Here is a 26,865-nt window from a genome sequence, read left to right as displayed (position 1 = left end):
AAACGAAACGATTGGAAAGTGAACCTATAAGGCTTGCAAGACCATCATTTCGTTCTCCACCTTTTTTCTTTTTAATTCTCTAACCTATATGAAATACAGCATCATTGTTCCTGTTTACAATCGCCCAGACGAGGTAGACGAACTCTTAGAAAGTTTGCTTACACAAGAGGAGACCGACTTTGAGGTAGTAATAGTAGAAGATGGGTCGAGTGTGCCTTGTCAAGATGTATGCCAAAAGTACAGCAACAAGCTCGACATACACTATTACAACAAGCCCAACTCAGGACCGGGACAAAGCCGAAACTATGGTGCTGAACGTGCAAAAGGCGAGTATCTCCTCATCTTAGACTCCGATGTGGTGCTGCCCAAAGGCTATTTGGCGGCTGTAACCGCAGAGTTGAACCGCGAACCAGCAGATGCCTTCGGTGGTCCTGATGCTGCACACCCTTCGTTTACCGATACGCAGAAAGCCATCTCTTATTCTATGACTTCGTTCTTCACCACAGGCGGTATTCGTGGTGGTAAGAAAAAGTTGGACAAATTCTACCCTCGTTCGTTCAATATGGGTATTCGCCGTGATGTATATATGGAGTTAGGCGGCTTTTCCAAGATGCGTTTTGGCGAAGATATAGACTTCTCTATCCGTATATTCAAAGCTGACAAACGTTGCCGACTCTTCCCCGAAGCGTGGGTATGGCACAAACGCCGCACTGACTTCCGAAAGTTTTGGCGACAGGTGTACAATTCTGGTATTGCCCGCATCAATCTTTATAAGAAGTATCCCGAAAGCCTTAAACTTGTCCACCTGCTCCCTATGGTGTTCACCGTAGGCGTTCTTTCGCTTATGGTGCTATTCCTTGTAGGCGTTGTTCTTATGTTTTCACCCTCTCTTTTCCTATTTGCTTCTATTGTTGGATTTCTCCTTTGCGTATGCGCCCTTAGTCCTATCGCCTTGTACGCCCTACTTATCGTAGTAGATAGTTCTATCCGAAACAAGAGCCTCAACATAGGCTTGCTTAGCGTGCGTGCCGCCTTTGTGCAACTTATGGGCTATGGATTTGGCTTCATAGAGGCGTGGTGGAAACGTTGTGTAAGGGGCAAAAGCGAGTTTGCAGCCTACGAAAAGAATTTCTATAAATAACGGTGATGGAAACAAAGCTCAACATCAATCAATGGGCAGAGGAAGACCGTCCGCGCGAGAAGCTACTCCGCCAAGGGGCAGAGGCACTCTCTAATGCTGAACTTTTAGCCATTCTTATTGGCTCTGGGTCTACCCGAATGAGTGCGGTGGACTTGATGAAGCACGTGCTGTCCGACTGCGACAACAATCTGAATACCCTCGGCAAACTCTCCATCTCCGAGCTAACACGTTATATAGGCATAGGCGAGGCAAAGGCAGTAACTATTCTTGCTGCCTGCGAATTGGGCAAACGTCGCCAAGCCACAATGGTTGCCGAACGCAAAGACCTTGGGTCGGCTACAGCAATCTACAACTATATGCACCCCAAGCTGCAAGACCAAGATATGGAAGAGGCGTGGGCACTGCTGATGAACCACAACTTTAAACTCATAGAGGCCAAACGCATATCGCAAGGCGGACTTACCGAAACTGCCATAGATGTGCGTGTGGTGATGAAAGAAGCTATTCTTAAAAACGCTACCGTGATTGCCATTTGTCACAATCACCCTAGTAACAACCCTACTCCAAGTCCTGCAGACGACATCATAACACGAAACATAAAACAGGCGTGCGACTTTATGCGTCTCCACTTCCTCGACCACGTAATCATTACTGATGGTAATTACTATTCGTATCGTGAGGAAGGCAGATTAAATGCTTGTGGGGGTAGTTTTGGATAATTGGTCGGACAAGTCGGACAGGTCGGACGGGTCAGACGGGTCAGACGGGGCGGACAGGTCAGACAGGTCAGACAGGTCAGACAGGTCGGACAAAACCACAGCCACAAAACATTTGGCTCTAACTCCTTAAAAAACGGAAGACGCAAAGACGCAAATGCTTGGAAGTATCGTTTTAACATTTCAATTCACAAAATAGCATTGGTTTTAAATTCTTATTTTATGTTCTAAATGTCATATCCACCACTTTTCTATTCCCAAAGTTTAAGTATGACAATGCCAAACATATATGTTTTACCTCCCCATAGTTGAACTTTGACACGCCCAACATTGAACTTTAGCAAACGAAATGTCAATTATTTGTCGCTTTTTTATTCTATTCTTACCCTCAATAGTCCTATATTTACCCAATAAAAGGGCTTTCGTTTTGCACACTTATCATAATATATTTATAATAATCAATAAATCAATCATTTACAAATGCACACCCATTAAGCCCAACTTTCTGCATCACGTTCCGTTCGAACAGAAATGCGAGAAATATGAGCGTTGAATTTAACATTCTCACTTACAAAAGAGGAAGATTGGAAAAAGCAAAGTGACAAACCGAACACCTTATATAATAGGTATACAAGGGGGGCGTCAGTAAAAAACGAAAGCTCCACCCTATATTTATACACAGAACACACAACCTTATGCAAACTATAAGTTTACAAAAACAAGTTTATGTTCATAAAATGCTCTTACCTCCCCTTAAAGTATCATTACATTTAAGTATATTCCTACTTTTTAAAAGATTTATACCGTTAAAATGCTTTAATATTTACTCAATTTTAGGTGTTGTCCAACTATACGTAGGTTAGTAATTTTGCACAACACTAAATATAAACATAATGAAACGTATATCAATTCTTTTTATTAGCATTTTATGTGCTGTTGTGTCATTCGCACAAGGCACAGATGCAATGCTCTTTGGCCATGTAAAAGCCAAAGAAACAGGCTAACACCTCCCTTATGCTACCATTAGCATTAAAGGTACAACACTGAAAACCAAATGTGATGCGTCGGGTCACTTTAAGATACCCGACTTACCATTAGGTAAACAAATTGTAGTAGCTACACTTGATGGCTATCAAGAACAAGAACTTGAAGTGGTAATGGAGAAAGGCAAAGGCACAAGTGCTTACTTCCAATTGGATAAGGACGCCTTGGAGCTTAGCCAAGTGGTAGTAACAGGTACACGCACAGAGCACTTTGTAAAGAATGTGCCTATCCGTACTGAAGTGCTCACCTCACAGGCTATCAAGCGCAAGAATGCGCAAAACCTCTTTGAGGCTTTGGAAGGCGTGCCCGGTATTCGTGTAGAACAGCAGTGCCAGTTCTGCAATTTCTCTATGGTACGTATGCAGGGCTTGGGTGCTGAACACACACAAGTGTTGGTAGATGGCGAACCTATCTATTCTGGTCTTGCAGGTGTTTACGGCTTGCAGCAGATGGGTACAAACGACATTGACCGCCTTGAAGTGGTAAAGGGTGCAGGCTCGGCTCTCTATGGTAGTAGTGCTGTAGCTGGTGCTATCAACATCATTTCTAAAGAACCTACCTTCGAACCATTGGTAACTGCTGATGTTCAGTTTGGTAACTTCGGTCATAAGAGTTACAAGGGTTCAGGTTCTATGCGTTACAAGAACATAGGTTTGCTCGTCACAGCACAACGCACCGAAGAAGACGCTATTGATGCTACAAAAGATGGATTGACTCGTGACGAGGTGAAGAAGAAGGACGGCATTTCTGACCGTGTGTACAGCTTGATGAGCAATGTAGGTTTGAGTGCTTACATTTACAGTCCATTTGCAAAGAACGACAAACTTGTTATTCGTACCAAGGCTTTAGACGAACTCCGCTATGGTGGTACAATGACCAACGACTTGTATCTTAACCCTTATTCTTCAGGTACAGAGAATATTCGCACCAATCGTCTCTCTACCGACCTTGCCTACACATTGCCTTTAGGTGCACACTCTGAATTCAATCTTGCTATGGCTTACGTTCATCACAAGCGTAACGCTACCAACGATACTTTCCTCTCAAACTATAAGGAAGCTACTACTGATGCGAAAAACCCTGAAGGGTTAAGTCCTGATGTAGAGTTGATGCGCCCATACTTGGCTAAGGAGAACACATTTACCCCTTCGCTCACTTTCACTTCTATCCTCGGCAACCACACTTTGTTGACAGGTGTTCAAGGCTATTTCACACGTCTGCGCGAAACAGGTCTTTACATCATCTCTGCTGAAGAAGAAAAGGGCAACCCTTACTATGGTATTCCTTACACATCTATTGGTAAGAAGCACGCTAACGAACTTGGCTTCTTTATTCAAGACGAATGGAACGTACTTCCTAACTTGACCGTTGTTCCCGGTATTCGTATTGACAGCCACCACTCTGGCGAAGAGTATGCTACAAGTCAGAAGGTATCTGACGTGGCTTTCCCAAAGACCAAGTTCGACAAGACTTCGTTCAACCCCCGTCTTGCTATCAAGTACTCTGTAAACCCATCACTCGTACTTCGTGCTAACATTGGTACAGGTTTCCGTGCTCCTTATGGTTTCTCTGAAGACCTTCACCTCTGCTCTGGTTCACCACGTGTATGGAAGTCGTCAAGCCTCAAGGGCGAACGCTCTATCAGCTACAACATCTCTGCCGACTACTATGGCAAGAACTTCCAATTGAGCGCAAACATCTTCCGCACCGACTTAAAGGACAAAATTCAGTTTGCTAACGCAACCGATGAAGTGAAAAAGTTTGGTTACACTTACCAATGGGAAAACGTTGACGATGCTTACGTTCAAGGTATCGAGTTGGGAGCTAAGTGGAATCCATTCCGTGACTTCAAGGCAGGATTGAACTGGACCATCAACCAAGGCAAGTTTAAGAACATTCGTGACGACTGGAAGGAAACTAAGTACGCAAAAGACAGCAAGTTTATTTCTCGTTTCCCAGGTATGACAGGCGACTTGACCCTTGAATATACTCCTAATACTTGGACTTTCTCGGTAACAAGTTCGTTGCAAGGCAAGATGTACATCGACTATGTTTCTGAAGAAGAAGCAAACTCTAAGATTAAGAAGACTGACGCTTTCACACTTTGGAATGTTCGTGTAGCTAAACGCTTTGGCTCATTCAACATCTATGCTGGTGGTAAGAACATCTTCAGCTACCTGCAAGACGAAAAGCACGGCGACGATGCAGCCTTTATGTATGCTCCTGTTTATGGTGCTACATGGTATGGCGGTGTAAGCATTACGCTGTAATTGCTATTCGTAGCGAGTTAGCAGCTAACTTTTCTCTCATCATAATAATTTATAGACCTCGCTATCGTAGGCTATAAAGGCTGGTTCTATAAATTAGCTTTGTTAGATTTTGAGCTTATTTTTGAGGTCAAAATGCAAGAGAGTAAAGGAGTGTAGCGAGCTACACGACTGAACGAACTTACATTTTGAACCAAAAAGAAGCCAAAAGATAACAAAACGTATGTCATAAAAATTTAATGACTATATGCGGTGGTAATTTATAGAACCAGCCTAAACACAAAAAGGGTGTATCGGCAATGTTCGATACACCTTTTCTTTGTATAGCTAAATTTTATTTTGTACTTTTGCACCTACATATTTTAAATATCATTGACTATGCAGAATTTAGTAATATACAACACGTTGCACAGACAGAAGGAACGTTTTCAACCACTCAACGCCCCTAATGTGGGTATGTATGTTTGTGGTCCTACCGTTTATGGCGACCCACACTTGGGACACGCTCGCCCTTCTATTACGTTCGACATTCTTTTCCGTTATCTTCAACATATAGGTTACAAGGTGCGTTATGTGCGCAATATTACAGACGTAGGTCACTTGGAACACGATGCTGACGAAGGTGATGACAAGATAGAAAAGAAGGCACGATTGGAACAGCTTGAGCCAATGGAGATAGCACAGCACTATACCAATCGTTATCACGATGCAATGCGTATGCTCAATGTATTGCCACCTTCTATAGAGCCTCACGCTACAGGACACATCATTGAACAAGAAGAGTTGGTGAAGCAGATAATGGCAAATGGCTATGCATACGAAAGCAACGGAAGTATATACTTTGACGTGGTGAAATACAACAAAGACCATCGCTATGGTGTGCTTTCGGGTCGCAACATCGAGGATATGATTAACAACACTCGCGAGTTGAGCGGTGTGGGCGAAAAGAAAAACCAAGTAGACTTCGCACTATGGAAGAAGGCACAACCTGAACACATTATGCGTTGGCCATCACCTTGGAGTGATGGTTTCCCTGGGTGGCACTGCGAATGTACAGCAATGGGTAAGAAATATCTCGGTGCGCACTTCGATATTCACGGAGGTGGTATGGACTTGGTGTTCCCTCATCACGAGTGTGAGATTGCACAGGCGGTTGCTTCACAGGGCGATGATATGGTGAAATACTGGATGCACAACAATATGATTACCATCAATGGACAAAAGATGGGTAAATCGTTGGGCAATTTCATTACATTGGATCAGTTCTTTACAGGTAAGCACGACACGCTGACACAGGCTTATAGCCCTATGACCATTCGTTTCTTCATTCTTTCAGCTCACTATCGTGGCACGGTAGACTTCTCTAACGAGGCTTTGCAGGCTGCACAGAAGGGTTACGAAAAGATGATGAACGGTATAGAAGACTTAAACCGTATTCAGGTTGGAACTGAAACTGACGCTAATACAAAGAAGTTTGTAAGCGAATTGCGACAGAAGTGTTACGACGCAATGAACGACGATTTGATGACACCAGGGGTTATTTCGTCTTTGTTCGAGGCTTGCCACATCGTTAATTTGCTCATCGACCATAAGGCACAAATCAATGCTGAAGACTTGAAAGAACTTTCAGAAGTGATGAATCTCTTTGCATTCGATATTCTCGGATTGATGAACGAGCGTGGCGCAAACAATGACGCACGTGAAGAAGCATACGGCAAGGTGGTGGATATGGTGTTAGACCTCCGCGCAAAGGCTAAGGCTAACAAGGATTGGGCGGTAAGCGACCAAATTCGTGACGCATTGGCTGAAGCTGGTTTCCAAGTGAAAGACACCAAAGATGGTGTAACTTGGAAGTTGGATAGATAAAATCCACAACGTTCGATGGTGTAACTTGGGAATTTGGATAGATAAATCCAAAAAGTTCGATGGTGTAACTTGGAAGTAGGATAGGTAAAATCCACAGCGTTCGATGGTGTAATTGGGAATTTGGATAGATAAATCCAAAAAGTTCGATGGTGTAACTTGGAAGTAGGATAGGTAAAATCCACAAAAAATCAAAACAAAGATTTCAAGGCTTTTGCAGATACTTCACCTAAGACACAGCTACGTTTAGCAAGGCGTAGGGGCTCGATTTATCGAGTTCCTCACAATGAAGATTGAGTGTTTGGAACTCGATGAATCGAGCCCCTGCATTAAAAAATCGTTTCGTTAACACCATTTGGGCAATCGCTCAAAACTATAATCAAAAAGGAGTTAAAACCTAATATAACAAGGCTTTAACTCCTTTTTCGTATTCGTGCAGTATAAAGTAAGAAGCTGTTGCGTAATGCTTGAATATCGGTAAATCTTCTTCTTTCATTGTGATATGTTTTAATTGAGTTGATTAAATAATTTTTGTTTGAATGACAATAGTTTGTTTGAATGATATTTGAATGGTAGTTGAAAGAAAAACTCTTTTCTGAAGTTTTTACCCTCCAAACTTTTTCATCTTTTTTCTTACTACATTCTATTTTAAGTTAAGTAATTGATTTACAATATATTTTTGTAGTACTTAGTCATACTACTCTATAAGTCTTCAGATTTGGAGAGGATGTTGGAGGAAATTTATAAGCCCCTATCTACCCATTAAGATCTAAGACGCTGTTTTCAATGACTTTTCTAATTCCCATCATTAGAAAAGGATATTATAAATACTACCAGCCAGAACTTTACAGATAAGACTACGACGTGTCAGATTTAATGATAAATTTAAGATAAACTAAAATATAGTTACCCTATTGTACATAGACATTTAAGGTATGCCATAATAAACTCTTGGCATACCTTAAATGTAACGCATAAATTCTCGATATTCCATTGTTTACAAATATCAAGAAATACTGCTAAGATCATTTAACACCTTCTTTCTTTATATAAATGGTATATGTACCATCTTCAAATAAAAAGCCATAGCTTCCGTCATTAAAGGTAACCTCATCATAACCATCATGGTGCTTGATTTCTGTTACTTCAATCTTGGAGCTACTTTTAGCAGCAACTGTTTGTGGTGCAACTACTCCTAAACTAAGAGCTAGTGCCAACGAAAATATTTTTTTTATTTCTTTTTGATTTTAAATTATTTATAATAACTGGATGCCCTGTTTATCTTTACAATGATAGCATTATTTTCAGCAAAATATCTCTACTCCTTAATTGTGTAGCTGTATATATCTGTTGAGTGTCGGTTATTTGCTGTCGGATGTATTTATTCTTGCCCAGAAGATTATTGCAGACAAGTCCTATTTCGTAACGTTTACGACGATAATATACGGATATGTCGGCAAAGTATGTGAACGAGACTGAATGGTCGTTGCTATGGTACAACTCATTGTTCCACTCTATTTGGAATTTACCAGGCATAAGAAAGCACTTCAACTGATGACTGAAAGAACGCAAGGGTTCAATATTGAATGCTGTATTACCCTTTGATAGTTGCCTTATATAACGATAAACACTCTTCTCCTCTATGGAGAACCACTCAATAGGTTGCAACGAAAAGGAAAGAGAGATATTAGCAGATTGCGTTTGGAAAGGTACAAAACTATTTCCAATAAGCATCTTATAGTTGCTCCAATTGTAGGAACAGCCAAGGATAGTTGTCAAATGTGCAATGTTCCAACTTTCACTCATTCGTCCATCTATACCATGTGTGGTACTATTTGCTGTAAAATCTGTTGCAAACGTCTGATAAGAGTTGTTTATAACACGTTGCGAATACATACGTTGGTTTCGCATATTGGTAAAGCTATAGCCTATATTGACAAAGAAGCCTTTCAACACGTCTTTATATTCTACAGAGGTTCTAAAAAAATGCGACAGCGTATAGTCTAATTTCCCGTAACCTTGTCGCATCGTTATATAGTCTGTAAACAAAGGAATGTCTATCGTTGAGGAAAACTCATTAGGTCGCCATGCATAGTTATAGATACCCATAAGCGTTAACGATGGTGTAGGCATAGCAGATATATATAAATGTGGTTCTATGGTAAGCGTGCTTTTATGCTGACTTTCGTAATATCGCTCTGTCCAGTAAAGCGGTGTACTGGCTGTGAGATGAATATTGTTCGACTTGTAACTGAATGTAGGACGAACGAAACTCCTCCATTCCCTATATCTTCGTTTCGCACTTATGCTATCATATTCGATGTTCATTCGTTGTAATTTTGCATCTGTTCCTAAATCGTAGTTCAGATGAATTTTGCCCACTTTATGTCCCCAATAAGTATTAAATCCGCCCAACATGCTATGTTTTTCCAATCGTTCGGTAGTTTCATTTGATAGCAACAGCAAATCTGGTGTATAATTTAATGAGAGATAGGCATTCGCTGAAATAGAATGTTTACCGTTAAGGTTTCGGATGAAGGAAAGTTTGTCGGTGAGATAGCGTTGACGTGGCTTTACATATTGGCGAGTATTTCTACCATTCAATAGCGATGTACCATCGCTTTGGTCAAAGTCCATATATCCTCGCAAATCATTGGTAAGGTATTGCTTATCCGTATTTTGCTTGTACAGCACCTCTGCATTGAGTGCGTTGTGATGGCTTTGTGCCGACACGTCTTCCATAATTGCCTTGCTACCTGCCATTGTATAGATGGTTGAAGTTGTTCGCCTTTGTATAGTCTTGTCTACCATTGCATCCAACTGTAGTCGCAAGTCGTTGTTGCCTTTTGTCTTGAAAAGCCAATTTGTAGCAAACAGGTGTGTTTGGTTAAATCGGCTTCTATCAGTCTCTATATCGGGTGCTGGCAATGAAATATTGGCGAGAATTCCGCCGTCTGTGGGAGCAGAGTCGTCTAAATAGGCAGCCATTGGCGACACTTCCTGTCCAATATTCTTACCTGTGTTGTTGCTTTTATACATGCTGATACTTTGCACTTTTCGCGAGAAGAACATAGAAAAAAGCCTATTGTTATAGAGGAAGTCAGACTTCCTGTCCATTGCCATACCAACAGCAAGGTCTATGGTATGTGTCCATACGTTCTTTGCGCCATCTCCCAAAACGATATTCAGTGCAGCTTGCTCACTGAAACTGGTGTTTTTCAATGCTTTGATTGGTTGATGACGCTCGAAGACTTGTATTTTCTTTACTTTGTCCACATCAATGTTTTCTGATGCTTGTGTATATTTTCCGCCAAGTAAATCCATTCCCTCAATATAGAACTTATTGATTTTCTTGCCTTGATATTCTATGGATCCATCTTCGTTAATGGCTATTCCTGGCATTTTTTTTAATACATCGGCTATGGTTCTGTCTTGCTTAGTTTTAAAAGAATTGACAAGGTAGTTAAGCGTATCGCCTTCTTGGCGTACCTTCTGCGACTTCACTACCACCTCTTTCAGTTCGTTTGTTTTCTCTTGCAATACAATATGTTGCCCATTCTTGAAATCAGATATGAACAAAGATATTGTTTCGTAGCCCATCTTTCTTACCTCTATTATGCGAAACTCTTTTCCTTTGGCATCAATGGAAAAGCTACCATTAGGGCTTGAAAAAGTGTAAGCTATGGTTTGTTTCTCGTTTTTCAAAAACACGGCAGCACGCTCAACAGATGTGTTTTGTGTAGATACAATCTGCCCTGTAAGTATTTGACCTTTTGCCGTAATGGCAGACAAGAGAATTAACCATATAAGAAATGCTTGCTTCATTTCTTGCTCAAATCTTCTATCAACAAAGGAGTCAACTTTCTTTTCTTTATGTTACCGCTGCCACGCACACCTTTGAGTCTGATGATAGCTTCCTGTGGGTCGGTAGCAGTAAGAACTTCGAGTTTCTGTAAGTCGGCTGCATTTGTATTTATAAAGTTTTTCTTAGCAATAGCAATCTTTTCTCCATGTCCTTTTTGTATGCCTGTGCATTCAAAAGTATATTCGGCATTGTCAGAAACTGCTTTCAGTATCAGTCCTGGTAATCCACATAGTTTCCAAGGTCCTTCACTTATGGTAAGGTCGGGCGTATACCATACTGTCCATACTCTGCCACGAAAAGCCGTTCTTGCCTTGTTGCAACTATATTCGGCAATGATGCTGTCGCCATCTAAAAGTTCCCATTCTAACGTTGGCATAGCCTCCTCATACTTAAAGGCTGTATTCCCCACAAGTTCTGTGGTATAAGTAAGTTTGTTTGCTATGGGATAGTTCTTCAATACCACATAGTGTTGTCCTAATTTAGAACTTGCTCTCATCTTGGAACTTGCTGTTAGAACCTGAGAAAGATTTCCGCCCGTGGTTTGTACCACACTGTCTAATGTCTGCTGTTGTGTTATGTTAGTGGCAGAATAGAAACTGCTGCTGTGCTTTCCAACCAATAATATCATATCATCGAACAGCTGCGGACGTTCTACACACGACTTAAATGCTGCTTTATAACTAATTTTTAGCGTAGCCGTGTCTGTTTGTCCACAAATAGAGCTTAGTTTAAACACGGCAGCTAAAAATATGAGTATTATTTTGTATCTATATTTCATAGGTGTTTTATTGTATAACGTAATTGTGTACTATATGACTGCAAAAATACATAATTTATTCCAACCCCACAAATTCCAGATTTAAGCCCAAATCGCTTTCTATGTTAAAATCCAAATGTTTTGACCATTATTTTCAATTTATGCTGAGATTTTATAATCAGGGGTGAATGTTTGGCGGTTTCTAACCATTGCAGTGACCAAATGCACAAGTTTGTTCTTGACATTGTTCAATGCAACTTGCTTCTTCTTTCCGCGTTCCACGAGGCGCATATAGTACCTCGCCATAACGGGATTGAATTTGACGGCAGCCAGTGCAGCTTGTGTCAGCATGGCCTTTATCTGGCGGTTCGCCATATAATGTACATGCGGATCAGAATGCACACTGGTGCCAGAGTCTTTTCCGAATGGGGCTAAGCCGTAATAGCAGGCAATCTTGCGCGAGTCGTAGTTGAAACGACGGAAGTTGTCTGTATACACCATCAGACAGACAGCGTTCTGCGTTCCTATGCCAGGCACCGAGGTCACGATTGTGAACACCTCGGTGAGCTCTTCGTCCGACTTAATGAGCTCGGCGATTCGCTTGTCTATCTTCTCTACTTCCTTGTTGAGTTCTGACAGGATATGCCTTCCGCTCTGCGAGATCATCGTCTTGATAGGCGATTTCTCCATAGTGAGCTTCTTCTCGCCTCTACGCACCTGAAAGCTGCATCTATGGCGTACCACCATTTGACGATACAGAAACAGCTCTCGTAGTTGTGCAAGTGACTCGCTAAGTGGCTCGTACATAACGGCTTTGTCGTGATTTCTCATAGCGTATTCTGCAATCATCGAGGCGTCGGCGCGGTCAGACTTCAATCGTCTGAGACCTGATGCGTCCTTGATGCTCTTGGCGTTCTCAAGCCACATGTCGTAGCCTTTGCCGTAGAGGAAGTTGCATAGTCCTTTGCTGTAGTCGCCAGTATTTTCACCGCAGAAGAGCCACAGGGAAGGATCGATGCCGTAGGAATTCTTCTCCACCCACTTGACCAGTTGCTTGTAGCCAGACACTGTTGTCTTGAACTCGTTGAACACTCTTGGGGCCGTTTCTGTCAGACCGTCTGCAAAAATGATAGCCACATCAACTTTTTCTTTCGAAAAATCAACTCCGATAAATAAATTCTTCATATATTTGTACAATTTTATTAAGTAGAATTGGTCGATAGTTGTATGGACTGGAACTCTAAATAGGCTTCGTGTCGATAACTTTCTATCTGGTCTTTGCAACTATGTCGATGAGGTCCGAAACGATTTATAGCTTTTAGCTGGGTCGTTAGCTGGTTTACCTCTTCGACAGACCGATTCTACCTTTTTACAACAAAGGTACGAAACTGTCTTTAGCAATCATAGTTTTACCTTGATTATTTAATGTTTATGCGACTGCGTCGCATTCTTCTGCAAACTTAGAGGTCGTTAGCCCGCAAAGGCTTTTTAAAGCGTTTAGCTGTTATGCTTTTCTTCGTCTTTGCACCTTATTTTGGCTCTTTTCGTTTGTTTTTTCAGTTGTTTAGCTCGCTAAACGTCTTCAAGAACAACCAAAAATAGCTCAAAATAAGATCGCAAATCTCGAAGAAGTCTAACGACCGATTTGGGTTAAACTTGCGACTCTGAAAAGTTTTGGCTCACAACCCAGAAAGACGAAAGTTTGGGATATAAAAAAGGCTAAACAGAACCTCTGCTTAGCCTTTTAAAACGATGTTGGGATACTCGGACTCGAACCAAGAATGACAGGACCAGAATCTGTAGTGTTACCATTACACCATATCCCAATAAGCCACAATTCCTTTGAATTGCAGTGCAAAGTTACTATCTTTCATTGAAACGAACAAAAAAAAGAGAAGTTTTTTTCTTAAAAAGTCTTTCTTTGTCGTTCTGTTCTGCCATTTCGGCAGATTTTTTGGTAGAATATTTTGTGCATCTATCCTTTATTGAGTATCTTTGCACCTTATAATATAAAGATTTTAATGAACGAAACAAAGAAATTAGTGGATTCCATCGTTACAGGAATTCAAGACAAGAAAGGGCATGGCATAGTTATTGCAGACCTTTCAGAGATTGACGGCACGATTTGCCAAAACTTTGTAATTTGTCACGGCAATTCACCACAGCAGGTGGAAGCAATAGCAGAGTCGGTGAGCGACTACGTACGTGAACACAATGGCGAAAAGCCTGTCAATTGCGCTGGATTGGGAAATAATCAGTGGGTAGCAATAGATTATTCAGACATATTGGTGCATATCTTCACACCCGAAACTCGTGAGTTTTACGACCTCGAACACCTTTGGGAAGATGCCCAACTTACCGAGTTGCCCGACTTAGACTAATCCTTTTCGGCGGCGAGAGTATAGCTTTTCGGATGGCGCAATGGTCGCCTTTAACAAAAAAACAAGCGTAAATGGACAATCAAAATTCCAACAACAAGCCCAATATGCCTAAGATGCCCAAGTTTAATATGACTTGGCTCTACGTGATGGCTATTGTAATGGCATTAGTATTTTTCACTACAGGCGGAGCAGAAAACTTGCTTGCAGGTGGCGAAGGTATGCAGAAAGATTACACAACCTTTAAAACCTATGTCAATAAGGGTTATGCCACACGCGTGGTAGTGAATAAAAAAGAAAGTATTCTTAGAATGTATGTCAACCCTGAACACATACGTGAGGTGTTTAAGAAAGGGGCCGACCAAGTGGGAAAGAGTCCATATATCACTGTTGAGGTTGGCTCGATAGACAATTTGGAAACATTCCTAAACGCAGCTATACAACACAAAAAGATTTCAAGCTACAGCTATGAGAACAAGAATGAGCACGGAATGATGGATTTGCTCATTAGTTTTGGACCTTGGATTTTCCTCATCGGTGTATGGGTACTCATTATGCGCCGTATGAGCGGTGGAGGTAGCTCTGGCGCTGGTGGTGTGTTCAGCGTTGGCAAATCGAAAGCTAAACTTTACGAAAAGGCTGGCGAATTGGGCGTAACCTTCAAAGATGTAGCAGGACAAGAGGGCGCAAAGCAAGAGGTAGAGGAAATTGTGGAGTTCTTGAAGAGTCCACAACGTTACACCGACTTGGGTGGTAAAATTCCCAAGGGTGCATTGCTTGTAGGTCCTCCTGGAACGGGTAAGACGCTATTGGCTAAGGCTGTAGCTGGCGAAGCTGGTGTGCCATTCTTCTCAATGAGTGGTTCCGACTTTGTAGAGATGTTCGTAGGTGTGGGTGCAAGTCGTGTTCGTGACGTGTTCCACCAAGCTAAGGAAAAGTCGCCTTGTATCATCTTCATTGACGAGATTGACGCTGTAGGTCGTGCACGTTCAAAGAATCCGTCTATGGGTGGAAATGACGAGCGCGAAAACACATTGAACGCCTTGCTCACAGAGATGGACGGTTTTGGTACAAATAGCGGTGTGATAGTGCTTGCAGCCACCAACCGTGTGGATATGTTGGACAAGGCATTGCTGCGTGCAGGACGTTTCGACCGTCAAATACACGTCGATTTGCCTGATTTACCTGAACGTAAAGCGATATTCAATGTGCATCTCCGCCCATTAAAATTGGACAACAACTTGGATATAGACCTCCTTGCACGACAAACTCCTGGCTTTTCAGGTGCTGACATTGCAAACGTATGTAACGAAGCGGCTCTTATTGCAGCTCGCCACAACAAACAAGTAGTGGGCAAACAGGATTTCCTTGATGCGGTAGACCGTATTATTGGTGGCTTAGAGAAGAAAACAAAGATACTCACAGCTGCCGAAAAGCGCACCATAGCCTTACACGAGGCAGGTCATGCCACTATCAGTTGGTTCTGCGAACACGCCAATCCATTGATAAAGGTGAGCATTGTGCCACGTGGACAAGCATTAGGTGCAGCGTGGTACTTGCCCGAAGAACGCCCTATCACGACCAAAGAACAGATGTTGGACGAAATGTGTTCGCTCCTTGGTGGTCGTGCAGCTGAAGAATTGGTAACAGGTTTTATCTCTACAGGTGCTATGAACGACCTTGAACGTGCAACAAAGAGTGCATTCGGAATGATAGCATACGCTGGTATGAGCGACAAATTGCCAAATATCTGTTATTACAGCAACGAACAAGAGTTCCAAAAGCCTTATTCTGAAACCACTGCACAAGTGATAGACGAAGAGGTGCTGAAGATGGTAAACGGACAGTATGCTCGTGCAAAAGAAATCTTAACCCAACACAAGGAGGGACACGCACGATTGGCACAATTGCTTATTGAACGTGAAGTGATAATGGCTGAAGATGTAGAGGAAATCTTTGGCAAACGTCCGTGGGTGAGTCGCACACAAGAGTTGATGGATGCGGCTGATGAAGCTGAAAAGAAGCAACTCAAACTTGAGGATATGCCAGAGAGTGTGCGCCAAGCACAAGCCGAACACGAAGCAGCTATTAAGGCTGCAGAAGTAGGCGATGAAGCAAGCGTAAGTACAAAATCAGTGGACAACGATAAAGCATAAAAGAGAAAAAGCAATGACAGAGAAACAGAAAAACCTCGTTACACGTGCCATCACTGGTGCATTGTTTGTGGCTGTAATGGTGGCAGGTTTCCTTGCTCCGCACTATATGGTGGTGCTATTTGCCGTAATTACAGGCTTAACAATATGGGAATACACAGGCTTGGTTTCGGAAATAGAGGGCGTAAGTGTCAATCGATTTATCTCTACCGTTGCAGGTGTCTACTTCTTTGTAGCATTGGCAGGACTGCGCTTAGGCTTTGTAGAAGGCTTTAGCGTATTCGTTCCTTACATTCTTACCATTATTTATCTCATCATAGCAGAGCTGTATCTCAAGAACGAAAACCCAATTATGAATTGGGCATACACAATGTTTGGACAGATGTACATCGCTCTACCACTCTCAATGATGAATATTTTGGCTTTCCAATACGATGCACACGGAAATAAAACCATCGACTTGCTATTGCCATTGAGCATCTTTATCTTCCTATGGACAAACGACACAGGAGCTTATTGTGCTGGTTCGCTCCTCGGAAAGCATAAACTCTTTCCTCGCATTAGCCCTGCAAAGACTTGGGAAGGCAGCATAGGTGGAGGCGTCTTTGTTATCCTTGTGGCAGCAGCCATTGGTTACTTCGTCGACAATCCTGCACAAGGCAACACAATGAGCATCGTGGAATGGATTGGCTTAGGTATCGTCGTGTCGGTGTTTGGCACGTTGGGCGACTTGGTAGAAAGTCTTTTCAAACGCACCTTGGGTGTAAAAGATAGTGGAAATATATTGCCAGGTCACGGCGGAATGCTCGATCGTTTCGACTCCTCATTGATGGCTATTCCTGCCGCTGTGGTGTATCTTTACGCACTCGCAATGATATAAACAGAACATAGAAAACAATATACAACGAGGGCTGACATCTTGCTAAGAAGTGTCAGCCCTCGTTGTTTGTTTTCTTCTCGTGCTATGCTTACCTTATTATATATACATAGCGTGCGGTGTGTAGATTAAAGCTAAATCTGTCGTTAAACCCAAATCGGTCGTTAGACTTCTTCGAGATTTGCGAGCTTATTTTGAGCTATTTTGGGTTGTTTTTGAAGACGTTTAGCGAGCTAAACAACTGAAAAAACAAACGAAAAGAGCCAAAATAAGGTGCAAAGACGAAGAAAAGCATAACATTTAAACACTTTAAAAAGCCTTTGCGGGCTAATAACCGATTTAGGTTAAAACAAGTATGTAAGTCTGTCCAGCCTAATGATGGATGGCTATTAATCCTCCTCATCTTCAGGGTCTGCCCACACTACTTGCACACCCGATGCAAAGTCTTGTGTGCTCTTACGAGTTTTAGGGTCGCGACGACTCGCTGGAAGAAACTTACACTTGATGCCCTTGATATTCTTCTTTATATCAAAGTCTTCTTTGTTTTCCACAGGTTCGCTTTCTACTGTAAGATGAAAACGCCCCAAACCATTCAGTACAACCGTATTGCCTTGGCTTAGACTGTAGCTAATTTCGTCAACAAGCGACATAATGATACCTGTAACTTCGCCACGTGTAAAGGTTGTGTTTTCTTGAATAGCGTCTGCAAGGTCTTCAGTAGTAGTTGTTCCTGCACTCACAACACGTGCGTGCCATTTTCCTCCTCGGTTTTCTTCTTTAAATTTGCTTTGTTGTAGTCTGATACTGATTGCCATATTTACTGATGTTAATATGTAAATAATAAATTTCGTTTGCAAATATACGTTTTTATAAGCTAATACACAAATTCTCAATAGCTTAATTTGGATGAGAAATTAATCTATTTTGCCAATATACCCTTTTTATCAACCAATCCTAAGAAATAAAACCAACAAAACACAATGGTTCTATAGACAGACAAATAAACTAAAACTGTAGAATGATAGGCAAATAAACGTTCATTATGACAAAATATAAGGGTAAGAAAGTACAGATACTGACAAGATGGCACAAATATAAGCCCTTGGCACGCTTGGCATATCGTTTGCAATATAAAAAGCGAAGCAGCAATACGATTAGGGGCTGCAAAAACAAAATAGATAACAACAAAAAATAAAATATAAAACAACTATGGGAAAGATTATTGGTATCGACTTAGGAACAACAAACTCTTGTGTTTCAGTGTTTGAAGGCAACGAGCCTGTTGTAATAGCAAATAGCGAAGGTAAGCGCACAACACCTTCTGTTGTAGGATTTGTAGAAGGTGGAGAACGTAAGATTGGCGACCCTGCAAAGCGTCAGGCTATCACCAACCCACAAAAGACCGTTTACTCAATCAAGCGTTTTATGGGTGAAACCTACGCACAATGTAGTAAGGAAAACGACCGTGTGCCTTTCAACGTTGTAAACGAGGGTGGCTATCCACGTGTACAGATTGACGACCGCAAATATACTCCACAGGAAATCTCTGCAATGGTGTTGCAGAAGATGAAGAAAACTGCTGAAGACTACCTTGGTCAAGAGGTAACTGACGCTGTTATCACCGTACCTGCATACTTCTCTGACTCACAACGTCAGGCTACAAAAGAAGCTGGTCAAATTGCTGGTTTGAACGTTCAACGTATCGTAAACGAACCTACTGCAGCTGCCCTCGCATATGGTGTAGACAAAGCAAACAAGGATATGAAGATTGCCGTGTTCGATCTCGGTGGTGGTACATTCGATATTTCTATTCTTGAATTTGGTGGCGGGGTGTTCGAAGTATTGTCTACCAATGGTGATACTCACCTCGGTGGTGACGATTTCGACCAAGTGATTATCGACTGGTTGGCTAACGACTTTAAGGCTGCCGAAGGTATCGACCTCACCAAAGACGCTATGGCAATGCAGCGTTTGAAGGAAGCAGCAGAGAAGGCAAAGATTGAGCTTTCAAGCACAACATCTACCGAAATCAACCTTCCTTACATCACAGCTGAAGGTGGTGTACCAAAGCACTTGGTGAAGACTTTGACACGTGCACAGTTTGAACAGTTGGCACACAGCTTAATTCAGGCTTGTCTTGTACCTTGCCAAAACGCTATTCGTGATGCAAAGTTGCAGACATCTGATATTGACGAAGTTATCCTTGTAGGTGGTTCAAGCCGTATCCCTGCCGTACAAACATTGGTAAAGAACTACTTCGGTAAAGAACCTTCAAAGGGCGTAAACCCTGACGAAGTGGTAGCCGTTGGTGCAGCTATCCAAGGTGCTATTCTTAATAAGGAAAGTGGTGTGGGCGACATCGTATTGCTCGACGTTACTCCATTGACCCTCGGTATCGAAACTATGGGTGGCGTGATGACCAAACTTATTGATGCCAACTCTACCATTCCTTGCAAGAAGAGCGAGGTATTCTCAACCGCTGCCGACAACCAGACAGAGGTAACAATCCACGTTCTTCAGGGTGAACGCCCAATGGCAGCACAAAACAAGAGCATCGGTCAGTTCAACCTTACAGGCATTGCACCAGCTCGCCGTGGTGTGCCACAAATCGAAGTAACATTCGATATTGACGCAAACGGTATCCTCAGTGTATCTGCAAAAGATAAGGCTACGGGCAAGGAACAAAGCATTCGTATCGAAGCATCAAGCGGTTTGAGCGACGACGAAATCAACCGTATGAAGGCCGAAGCTGAACAAAACGCAGCAGCCGACAAGGCAGAACGTGAAAAGATAGACAAGCTCAACCAAGCCGACTCAATGATTTTCACCACCGAAAACTTCCTAAAGGACAATGGCGACAAGATACCAGCCGACCAAAAACCAGGCATTGAGTCAGCTCTCCAGCAACTCAAAGACGCTCACAAGGCTGCCGATGTAGCTGCAATCGACACAGCTATCAACAACCTCAACACCGTAATGCAAGCTGCAAGCCAGCAAATGTATCAAGGTGCAGGCGCACAACCAGGCGCAGACCAAGGCTTCAATGGCGCACAAGACGGTCAGCAAGAACAACCAAAACAAGACGACACAATCCAAGATGCCGACTTTGAGGAAGTGAAGTAAAAGTGCTAATAAACGCTAATCAAAAATAAGTAAATCCCAGTAACATAATAAGTTGCTGGGATTTTTATTTCTTAATAATAATTAAATATTATCGTTTTTAATCGTTTTTGTGCTTATATTTGTACCATATTTGTGCCGCGACTTAATGGGAGATAAATTGCGACTTAATTTAAAAGATAAATTGATAATCAAATAGATACAAATAGTATGGCTAGTGCAAAATTTCAAATAGAGCGGAAATGCGAAATTTGTGGTAAATCTTTTATTGCAAAGACGCTAACCTCCAAATACTGCTCTAAGAACTGTTCTCAAGCAGCATATAAGCAAAGGAAAAAGGAAGAACAGTTGGATGCATTGAAAAGAGAAAAGGCAGCGAGAGTTCCAAAGGACCAGCCTTATCTCTCAATAGCTGATGCAACTGCATTATTTGATATTGGACGAGATTCCCTTTATCGCTTAATCAGGAATAAACAAGTTCGTTATTATAACCTCGGACTAAGGATGATACGTATTTGCAAATCTGATTTACAAGAACGCTTTAATCTACGTCCTTACGATGAAAGAAGGAAAGAGAAAAAATCGGAAGTTAAGACTTATCGGCTTGAGCCTGAAGATTGCTATACGATTGGGGAAATAGCCAAGAAGTTTGGCATCCATGATAGTACTGTATATCTGCATATTCGCAAATATTCTATTCCAACAAGGCAGATTGGTAATTACGTCTATGCCCCGAAATCAGAGATAGACAATTTGTATAAACACTAACCCACGACATACGATGAGAAAAGAACTTGATAATACAAAGGCAACAGTACGATTGCGAAAGAGTGCCTATCGAAAAGAATGGTACCTGTATATAGAAAGCTATCCTGTGAGGGTAGCTGGCAAAGATTCTCCACAGAGAGTTCGAGAGTATCTAAACCGAACTATTACAACTCCTATTTGGGATAAAAGTAGAACTGCTCGTACAACAGAAGCAACCCAAACATTCAAACCTAAACGAGATTTGAATGGAATTATCTTGTGCAAAAGTGAGATAGATCAAGAGGCCTGTATTTATGCAGATAGTGTTAGAAAACTAAGGCAGCGTGAATATGATAATGCAAGTTTGTATAGTGACACAGAAATAGCACAAGCAGAACAGAAAGAACGATTGCAACAGAATTTCATCAAATACTTTGATAAAGTGGCAGACAAGCGACACCGTAATAGTTCCCTTTCAATTCAAACAAACTGGGAACGAGTACATGTTTTGTTGAAAATGTTTGCTGGAGACACGCTACTCTTTTCACAGATAGATAATAGATTGGCAGAAGATTTCAAGTTTTTCTTGTTATCCGCTCCTTGCGGTGGAAGTAAAAAAGGGACAATATCACGAAACACAGCTTCCACGTATTTTTCTATTTTTAAGGCTGCACTCAAACAAGCATTCATAGACGGATATTTGACTATAGATTTATCTGCAAAAATCAAAGGCATACAGGAACAAGAATCCCGAAGGGAATACTTAACTCTTGATGAACTGAATAAGTTAGCTAATACCCCTTGTGAACGTGATGTACTTAAACGTGCAGCACTATTCTCAGCTCTGACAGGACTAAGACATTGCGATATTCAAAAATATTGCTGTCCGGTAAAAATAAACTGAAAGCTCTGTATCTCTTTATCCATCGGTATTGCAGCCGTTTTACTCATCCAGGGGCTTGGTTTTCAGTTTCAAACTGTAAGCATTATAAAATGCACTTATTTTGACAAGAAAAGACCTATAATAACCGATAATTCTAAGAAATAATAAGTTTAAGTCTATTTTTACTAACACAGATAGCCACCAAAAAGTTTTACCGGACAGCAATAATTCAAAAACTAAAATGGGATGAAATAGTCATAGAAGGAAACCAAGCTAAACTTCTCTTTACTCAGAAAAAGACAAAAGGGGTAGAGTATATGCCTATCTCGGAACAGGCGTTTAAGCTTTGCGGAGAGCCAAGACAACCAGAACAACTTGTTTTTGAAGGGTTACCAAATCCTTCTTGGATTTCTCGTCCATTAAGGGCATGGATTGAAAAAGCTGGTATTCAGAAACACCTCAGCTTTCATTGCTTTAGGCACACATTTGCTACCCTTCAACTTGCAAACGGAACAGACATTTATACTGTAAGCAAGATGCTTGGGCATACAAATGTCAAAACAACTCAAGTATATGCAAAGGTTGTCGATGAAAAGAAAAATAAAGCAGCCAATGCTATTCAAATAGATATTGAAAATGATAAAACTTAATTCGACAACATAATATGAATACCAAATATTTTGAACATATTGTAGTATATCTGTCCGTTCTTGTTGTTTGTGTCATCATTGCGTTGTTTGCAAGAGTGGTTGCCTTACGTTTAGGGGTTGATGAATTTACTGCACAAATAGTCTTTTGGAGTGTTGTTGCCATAGGCATCATCATTTATTCTATATTGTCTATTTTGGCAGAGGGACTATTTACAGCATTAGTCAAGTTTTTCTTTCCAAAGAAACAAGAAGAGAAAACAAATGATAATGCGTCCGACGCTGGGGCTGGACAAGTAGTAGACGGCGTTGGCAGTCCATCTTCCGCGCAGCAGCAACAATCAATGGACTTTGACTCAATTCGGCAACAGCAACAAAAGTTAATGGACCAGAAAGTACAAGATAAACGTGCTATAGCTATTAAATATACTCAACAGCAATTCGCACCTTATGTTTCAGATAAAGATTTGCTCAAGCTTTGTGAATATATAGAGTTGTACTCCGCTAAGCTTCCCTTATCGCACGTTGAACCAATTAATATAAAAGGTTTAGTTGCCTTAGACCTGTTTCATTTTGGTTGGAATATATGGAACCATTTTAGAGTTGGCAAACAAGATGAAATATCGCAGTTCCTCAAACAGGTTTTTGCCATTACATTCAAAGATGTGGAAGTTGGAAGCATAAAAAGCCATCTCCGTGATGATGAGAAGAAAGGCACTATACCTATTGTACAAAGCCTTTCAGACCGACAAATAACAGAATAACACACAAACCTATTGTGTTTTTATAGTGTTTCTTCAGTGTCTTAGGACACAGAGGAAACACTTTTTTCATTTGCACCGTAAAAATCAATAACAAGTATTATGGTACAAAATGAAATCACTTTTGAGAACTTGCCAAAGGCAGTTGCTCACTTAGTCAGCGAAGTTGCTGAAATCAAGAATTTAGTATATAAAGGACAAAAACCTATTGTCCCTCCCAAACGTATTCCTATTGGAATAGATGATGCGTGTAAACTAATAGGGAAAGCCAAGCCAACAGTTTACACCTTAGTACGAAAACGCTTACTACCTTGTTATAAGAATGGTAAGCATCTCTATTTTTTGAAGATGAGTTATTGGCATGGATTGAAGGAGGTAAGAAAAAGACTGTTGCCGAAATCAACGAGGAGGCAAAAACTTTTATCTCTGAGAAACATTCTGATTCTTCCCTTTTATAAATATATGTATTATGGAAAAGGAAAGAGCTGAAGGGAGAGCCAAGCAATCTAAGAATGAACGCATAGAGCAATTCTTGAAAGAGCATTATGCTTTTCGTTTTAATACAGTTAAAAGTAGAACAGAGTTTCGAGAACAAGATTCTAATACTTCATTTCGTCCTCTTACTAAGTATGATATTAATTCTATGCGTCGGCTGGTAGATGGGACTTTGGGAATATATACTCCAGCAGATAATATTCGAGCAATATTGGAGAGCGATTTTTGCAATAAAGTTAACCCGATTCGTGAGTATTTGTTGAATCTTCCAAAGCCTAAAGGTGAAGATGAATCTGAAATCATAAGGTTGGCAAATTGTGTTGTGGTGAGAAATCCTGATAAATGGCAGCATTATTTTGTAAAATGGCTTGTTGCTGTCGTAGCCAATGCTATGGATGATTTACAGTGTCGTAATCATACATGTTTAGTTCTTACAGGTGAACAAGGAAAATTCAAAACAACTTTCCTTGATTTACTCTGTCCAGAAGAACTGAAGAGTTATCTTTTCACAGGAAAGATTGACCCACAAGGAAAAGATGTACAAACACTGATCGCAGAATATCTTTTTATCAATATTGACGACCAGCTAAAGGCACTCAATAAGAGAGATGAAAATGAATTGAAGAATCTGATAACGACACCAAGAGTAAAATATCGTAGACCATACGACACTTACATAGAAGAGTATCCTCACTTAGCAAGCTTTATGGCATCTGTTAATGGTAATGATTTTCTGACGGATCCGACAGGCAGTCGTCGCTTTCTACCTTTTGAGGTTGAGCACATTGATATTGATGCTGCTAAAGAGGTTAATATCAACAAGGTGTACTCCGAAGCAGTTGAATTGTGGAGAGTTGATTATCATTATTGGTTCAATGAAGAGGAAATAGCCGAACTACATCAAGAGAGCGAAGGGTTTCAAGTGCAGACTGTTGAGTATGAAATGCTTCTTAAAGGCATGGAAAAGCCAGCAGCAACTGAAGAGAGTTATATGACCACTTCTGAAATCTTAAACTATTTGCGTGGATATACGACGCTTAACCTAAGTGAAAGGAGAATGGGAGAAGCCTTGAAAAAGGCTGGTTTGTCTTTCCCTAGAAAAAGTTGACTCGCAAAATCAACAATTATGTGGAAGTACAATTGTGAGAAACGTAACAAGTATTACGATGAAGTAATTCGTCTTTATACCCAAGAGGGTTTGGGGCGCACAAAAATTTCTCGAATCATTCCTGTTGGAGAGACAACAATTTCAAGATGGATTCGTAACTTTGCAAGTGAAAACCAAGTCAAAGTCATTATGAAACGTCGAACATTCATCCATTCTGGAACTCCTATTGCAGATGCCGAGAATACAGAGATCAAAGACTTGCAGGCAGAGATTGCACGTTTGAAGAAGGAACTGACTCACGAATCACTTCGTGCTGATACTTTCAACGAGTTGATTAACGTTGCAGAGAAGCAGTTCAACATTTCCATCCGAAAAAAAGCTGGCGCCAAACAGTAAAGAACCTGCATGCAGAAGACTCTCGCTGTTATCAGATAGAGAGTCTCTGCAAGCTGTTTGGCTTCACGAAGCAGGCTTATTACAAGTATGACGAGAACCGTCTTCTTGAGAGGATTGCAAGTGAGGAGTTTGCCGTGTCCTACATCAAAGAAATCCGTAAGAAGGATCCGGGTATAGGCGGAAGCAAGCTGTGGTATATGTATCGCAAAAGCTTTGAAGGCAATCATCCGCTCGGACGTGACCGGTTTGCTGACATTGTCGACAAGTATGGCTTGAAGGTCCGCCTAAAGATGCGTAAACCACGCACGACAGACTCTACCCATGGTCTCTCCGTGTTCCCCAATCTAATAAAGGAATATATACCTCTGGCACCTGATCGTCTCTGGGTAAGTGACATCACGTATATGACAATATGGACAGACGCAGAGCATTACAGCTTCTGCTATCTGTCATTAATCCTTGATGCCTATAGCGAGGAGATAGTCGGCTGGTGTGTCGGTGAGACGCTTGATGCGGTATATCCCATCAAGGCTCTTGAGATGGCACTTTGCAGGATTGCAGATGTTTCCAAAGAAGACGTAAACCTCATCCATCACTCCGACAGAGGATGCCAGTATGCTAGCGCCAAGTACGTGGCAATCCTGAAGGAGCACGGGATCCGGATAAGCATGACCGAGGGCGGAGACCCCAAGGACAATGCTCAGGCAGAGAGAATCAACAACACGATGAAGAATGAACTACTCAGGGGAATGACATTCCGTAATATCGATGAAGTTACCCAGGCTGTCTCATCTGCGGTACGGTTCTACAACGAAGAACGTCCACACATGAGTATCGATATGATGACACCCAAAGAAGCTGCTTTATGTGTGGGTGAAATTACTAAGAGATGGACAAGTTTTAGGGAGATTCATATAAAAGAGAATCAAAGTTTTTGTATAATCCCTGAGAATGGTTTACCTTTGCAGCCATGCCCAGGGTTGACTTCCGGGCTACGCCCTCCAGTCAACCCTGGGCAGTTATAAGAATGACTCTGTCAACAAATATCAGTGATAAGGATCAATAGTCAACTATAATCAGTTTTAATGTTTAACTGAGTCAACTTTATCAAGACTTAAGACAAGCAAGTAGTCAACCAAAATCAGGAAACTACAGTTTCTTGCGGAAATCCAAAAGGATAGGCGGCAATCCAATGTATGTCTATCATATACGCAAGATTGTTCCCAATCCTTTGTAAGCATCCAATATTAGCCGCCTTTGTGTAACATTCTTACTTTACTACCTTTGCCCGAAAAACTTATGTTTGTACTCAACGAAACAAATGTTTTTCGGGTTTGTTGCACTCCTGTGGATATGCGTCAGGGTATTCTTCGCCTGTCCCAATTGGTACGCCGCAATGACTTCAATCCTTCTGATGGTGTTGTCTACGTTTTCTACAATCGAGCCCGTAACCGAATTAAATTGCTGCACTGGGAACGCTGTGGNAAAAGAGAATCAAAGTTTTTGTATAATCCCTGAGAATGGTTTACCTTTGCAGCCATGCCCAGGGTTGACTTCCGGGCTACGCCCTCCAGTCAACCCTGGGCAGTTATAAGAATGACTCTGTCAACAAATATCAGTGATAAGGATCAATAGTCAACTATAATC

The 26,865-nt window shown here is 41.4% G+C and carries 19 protein-coding genes, 1 tRNA gene and 4 pseudogenes; 18 read left to right on the top strand and 6 right to left on the bottom strand.

The genetic code is table 11. The features are described from left to right. Positions 1–88 precede the first annotated feature (88 nt). The 5 genes and pseudogenes from CZ367_RS10480 (at position 89) to cysS (ending at position 7,034) form a co-directional block, all read left to right on the top strand. A complete protein-coding gene (locus tag CZ367_RS10480; protein ID WP_077196815.1) occupies positions 89–1,141 on the top strand; it encodes a glycosyltransferase family 2 protein in 1,053 nt (350 codons plus the stop codon). A gap of 5 nt (positions 1,142–1,146) precedes the next feature. Then, complete coding sequence (gene radC / locus CZ367_RS10475; protein WP_077196814.1) at positions 1,147–1,860, top strand: RadC family protein; 714 nt, start codon at positions 1,147–1,149, stop codon at positions 1,858–1,860. Continuing rightward, positions 1,853–1,990: a hypothetical protein gene (locus tag CZ367_RS15945; RefSeq protein ID WP_202613125.1), complete on the top strand. Its 138-nt coding sequence runs from the start codon at positions 1,853–1,855 to the stop codon at positions 1,988–1,990. The genes radC and CZ367_RS15945 overlap by 8 nt, the downstream gene beginning before the upstream one ends. A 760-nt stretch (positions 1,991–2,750) precedes the next feature. Next, a pseudogene (locus CZ367_RS10470) lies at positions 2,751–5,171 on the top strand (TonB-dependent receptor). Positions 5,172–5,546: 375 nt separating this feature from the next. Continuing rightward, complete coding sequence (gene cysS, locus CZ367_RS10465) at positions 5,547–7,034, top strand: cysteine--tRNA ligase (RefSeq protein ID WP_077196813.1); 1,488 nt, start codon at positions 5,547–5,549, stop codon at positions 7,032–7,034. Between the two features lie 1,022 nt (positions 7,035–8,056). On the opposite strand, the gene CZ367_RS10460 is transcribed toward cysS, so the two are convergent. The 5 genes from CZ367_RS10460 to CZ367_RS10440 all read right to left on the bottom strand — a co-directional run bounded on the left by CZ367_RS10460 (position 8,057) and on the right by CZ367_RS10440 (position 13,479). Beyond that, positions 8,057–8,248, bottom strand: a complete 192-nt coding sequence (locus tag CZ367_RS10460; protein ID WP_077196812.1) for a hypothetical protein — start codon at positions 8,246–8,248, stop codon at positions 8,057–8,059. Between the two features lie 67 nt (positions 8,249–8,315). Then, complete coding sequence (locus tag CZ367_RS10455; RefSeq protein WP_077196811.1) at positions 8,316–10,856, bottom strand: hypothetical protein; 2,541 nt, start codon at positions 10,854–10,856, stop codon at positions 8,316–8,318. Continuing rightward, positions 10,853–11,674: a GLPGLI family protein gene (locus CZ367_RS10450; RefSeq protein WP_077196810.1), complete on the bottom strand. Its 822-nt coding sequence runs from the start codon at positions 11,672–11,674 to the stop codon at positions 10,853–10,855. Before CZ367_RS10450 ends, CZ367_RS10455 begins: the two co-directional genes overlap by 4 nt. 138 nt (positions 11,675–11,812) lie before the next feature. Continuing rightward, positions 11,813–12,838, bottom strand: a complete 1,026-nt coding sequence (locus CZ367_RS10445) for an IS110 family RNA-guided transposase (protein ID WP_077196551.1) — start codon at positions 12,836–12,838, stop codon at positions 11,813–11,815. A gap of 570 nt (positions 12,839–13,408) precedes the next feature. Next, positions 13,409–13,479 (bottom strand) — tRNA-Gln (locus CZ367_RS10440). Between the two features lie 195 nt (positions 13,480–13,674). Between CZ367_RS10440 and rsfS the strand changes: the two genes are divergently transcribed. From rsfS to CZ367_RS10425, 3 genes are all read left to right on the top strand, one after another. Then, positions 13,675–14,034, top strand: a complete 360-nt coding sequence (rsfS, locus tag CZ367_RS10435) for a ribosome silencing factor (protein ID WP_077196809.1) — start codon at positions 13,675–13,677, stop codon at positions 14,032–14,034. A gap of 71 nt (positions 14,035–14,105) precedes the next feature. Beyond that, positions 14,106–16,187: an ATP-dependent zinc metalloprotease FtsH gene (gene ftsH, locus CZ367_RS10430; RefSeq protein WP_077196808.1), complete on the top strand. Its 2,082-nt coding sequence runs from the start codon at positions 14,106–14,108 to the stop codon at positions 16,185–16,187. A gap of 13 nt (positions 16,188–16,200) precedes the next feature. Then, positions 16,201–17,064, top strand: coding sequence for a phosphatidate cytidylyltransferase (locus CZ367_RS10425; RefSeq protein WP_077196807.1), 864 nt, complete (start codon positions 16,201–16,203; stop codon positions 17,062–17,064). A 386-nt stretch (positions 17,065–17,450) separates the two neighbouring features. Here CZ367_RS10425 and CZ367_RS10420 read toward each other — a convergent pair whose 3' ends face one another. Continuing rightward, complete coding sequence (locus CZ367_RS10420) at positions 17,451–17,876, bottom strand: HU family DNA-binding protein (RefSeq protein WP_077196806.1); 426 nt, start codon at positions 17,874–17,876, stop codon at positions 17,451–17,453. Between the two features lie 394 nt (positions 17,877–18,270). Between CZ367_RS10420 and dnaK the strand changes: the two genes are divergently transcribed. From dnaK to tnpB, 10 genes and pseudogenes are all read left to right on the top strand, one after another. Continuing rightward, positions 18,271–20,184, top strand: a complete 1,914-nt coding sequence (gene dnaK, locus CZ367_RS10415; RefSeq protein ID WP_077196805.1) for a molecular chaperone DnaK — start codon at positions 18,271–18,273, stop codon at positions 20,182–20,184. 207 nt (positions 20,185–20,391) lie between these two features. After that, entirely contained in the window at positions 20,392–20,949 is a 558-nt protein-coding gene (locus CZ367_RS10410) for a helix-turn-helix domain-containing protein (protein ID WP_036855272.1), read from the top strand. Between the two features lie 13 nt (positions 20,950–20,962). Further along, positions 20,963–21,805 (top strand): annotated as a pseudogene (locus tag CZ367_RS10405) (site-specific integrase); the annotation flags it as partial. Positions 21,806–21,972: 167 nt separating this feature from the next. Next, complete coding sequence (locus CZ367_RS10400) at positions 21,973–22,461, top strand: site-specific integrase (protein ID WP_084793509.1); 489 nt, start codon at positions 21,973–21,975, stop codon at positions 22,459–22,461. Positions 22,462–22,475: 14 nt separating this feature from the next. Next, positions 22,476–23,222: a mobilization protein gene (locus CZ367_RS10395; protein ID WP_077196804.1), complete on the top strand. Its 747-nt coding sequence runs from the start codon at positions 22,476–22,478 to the stop codon at positions 23,220–23,222. Between the two features lie 99 nt (positions 23,223–23,321). After that, positions 23,322–23,677 (top strand): annotated as a pseudogene (locus tag CZ367_RS10390) (helix-turn-helix domain-containing protein). Positions 23,678–23,688: 11 nt separating this feature from the next. Next, positions 23,689–24,819, top strand: a pseudogene (locus tag CZ367_RS10385) (VapE domain-containing protein); the annotation flags it as partial. A gap of 21 nt (positions 24,820–24,840) precedes the next feature. Next, the gene (locus CZ367_RS10380; protein WP_077196803.1) at positions 24,841–25,218 is read left to right on the top strand and encodes a transposase; all 378 of its coding nucleotides are present in this window, start codon (positions 24,841–24,843) and stop codon (positions 25,216–25,218) included. Between the two features lie 5 nt (positions 25,219–25,223). Further along, positions 25,224–26,243 carry an IS3 family transposase gene (locus CZ367_RS10375; RefSeq protein WP_144005979.1) on the top strand — a complete coding sequence of 340 codons (1,020 nt, stop codon included), beginning with the start codon at positions 25,224–25,226 and terminating at the stop codon, positions 26,241–26,243. Positions 26,244–26,517: 274 nt separating this feature from the next. Further along, a complete protein-coding gene (gene tnpB / locus CZ367_RS10370) occupies positions 26,518–26,736 on the top strand; it encodes an IS66 family insertion sequence element accessory protein TnpB (protein WP_237581685.1) in 219 nt (72 codons plus the stop codon). Positions 26,737–26,865 lie beyond the last annotated feature (129 nt).

It is taken from the genome of Prevotella ihumii, assembly GCF_900155655.1.
Classification (GTDB): domain Bacteria; phylum Bacteroidota; class Bacteroidia; order Bacteroidales; family Bacteroidaceae; genus Prevotella; species Prevotella ihumii.
Note: the sequence above shows the minus strand (reverse complement) of the source record. Positions and strands in the feature narration are given on the sequence as shown.

Bases quoted from the DNA above. Each gene is read 5' to 3' on its own strand.
- dnaK (WP_077196805.1), top strand. From the start codon at position 18,271: ATGGGAAAGATTATTGGTATCGACTTAGGAACAACAAACTCTTGTGTT.
- ftsH (WP_077196808.1), top strand. From the start codon at position 14,106: ATGGACAATCAAAATTCCAACAACAAGCCCAATATGCCTAAGATGCCC.
- CZ367_RS10445 (WP_077196551.1), bottom strand. From the start codon at position 12,838: ATGAAGAATTTATTTATCGGAGTTGATTTTTCGAAAGAAAAAGTTGAT.
- CZ367_RS10425 (WP_077196807.1), top strand. From the start codon at position 16,201: ATGACAGAGAAACAGAAAAACCTCGTTACACGTGCCATCACTGGTGCA.
- CZ367_RS10380 (WP_077196803.1), top strand. From the start codon at position 24,841: ATGTGGAAGTACAATTGTGAGAAACGTAACAAGTATTACGATGAAGTA.
- CZ367_RS10395 (WP_077196804.1), top strand. From the start codon at position 22,476: ATGAATACCAAATATTTTGAACATATTGTAGTATATCTGTCCGTTCTT.
- CZ367_RS10420 (WP_077196806.1), bottom strand. From the start codon at position 17,876: ATGGCAATCAGTATCAGACTACAACAAAGCAAATTTAAAGAAGAAAAC.
- cysS (WP_077196813.1), top strand. From the start codon at position 5,547: ATGCAGAATTTAGTAATATACAACACGTTGCACAGACAGAAGGAACGT.
- radC (WP_077196814.1), top strand. From the start codon at position 1,147: ATGGAAACAAAGCTCAACATCAATCAATGGGCAGAGGAAGACCGTCCG.
- CZ367_RS10450 (WP_077196810.1), bottom strand. From the start codon at position 11,674: ATGAAATATAGATACAAAATAATACTCATATTTTTAGCTGCCGTGTTT.
- CZ367_RS10455 (WP_077196811.1), bottom strand. From the start codon at position 10,856: ATGAAGCAAGCATTTCTTATATGGTTAATTCTCTTGTCTGCCATTACG.
- CZ367_RS10410 (WP_036855272.1), top strand. From the start codon at position 20,392: ATGGCTAGTGCAAAATTTCAAATAGAGCGGAAATGCGAAATTTGTGGT.
- rsfS (WP_077196809.1), top strand. From the start codon at position 13,675: ATGAACGAAACAAAGAAATTAGTGGATTCCATCGTTACAGGAATTCAA.
- CZ367_RS10480 (WP_077196815.1), top strand. From the start codon at position 89: ATGAAATACAGCATCATTGTTCCTGTTTACAATCGCCCAGACGAGGTA.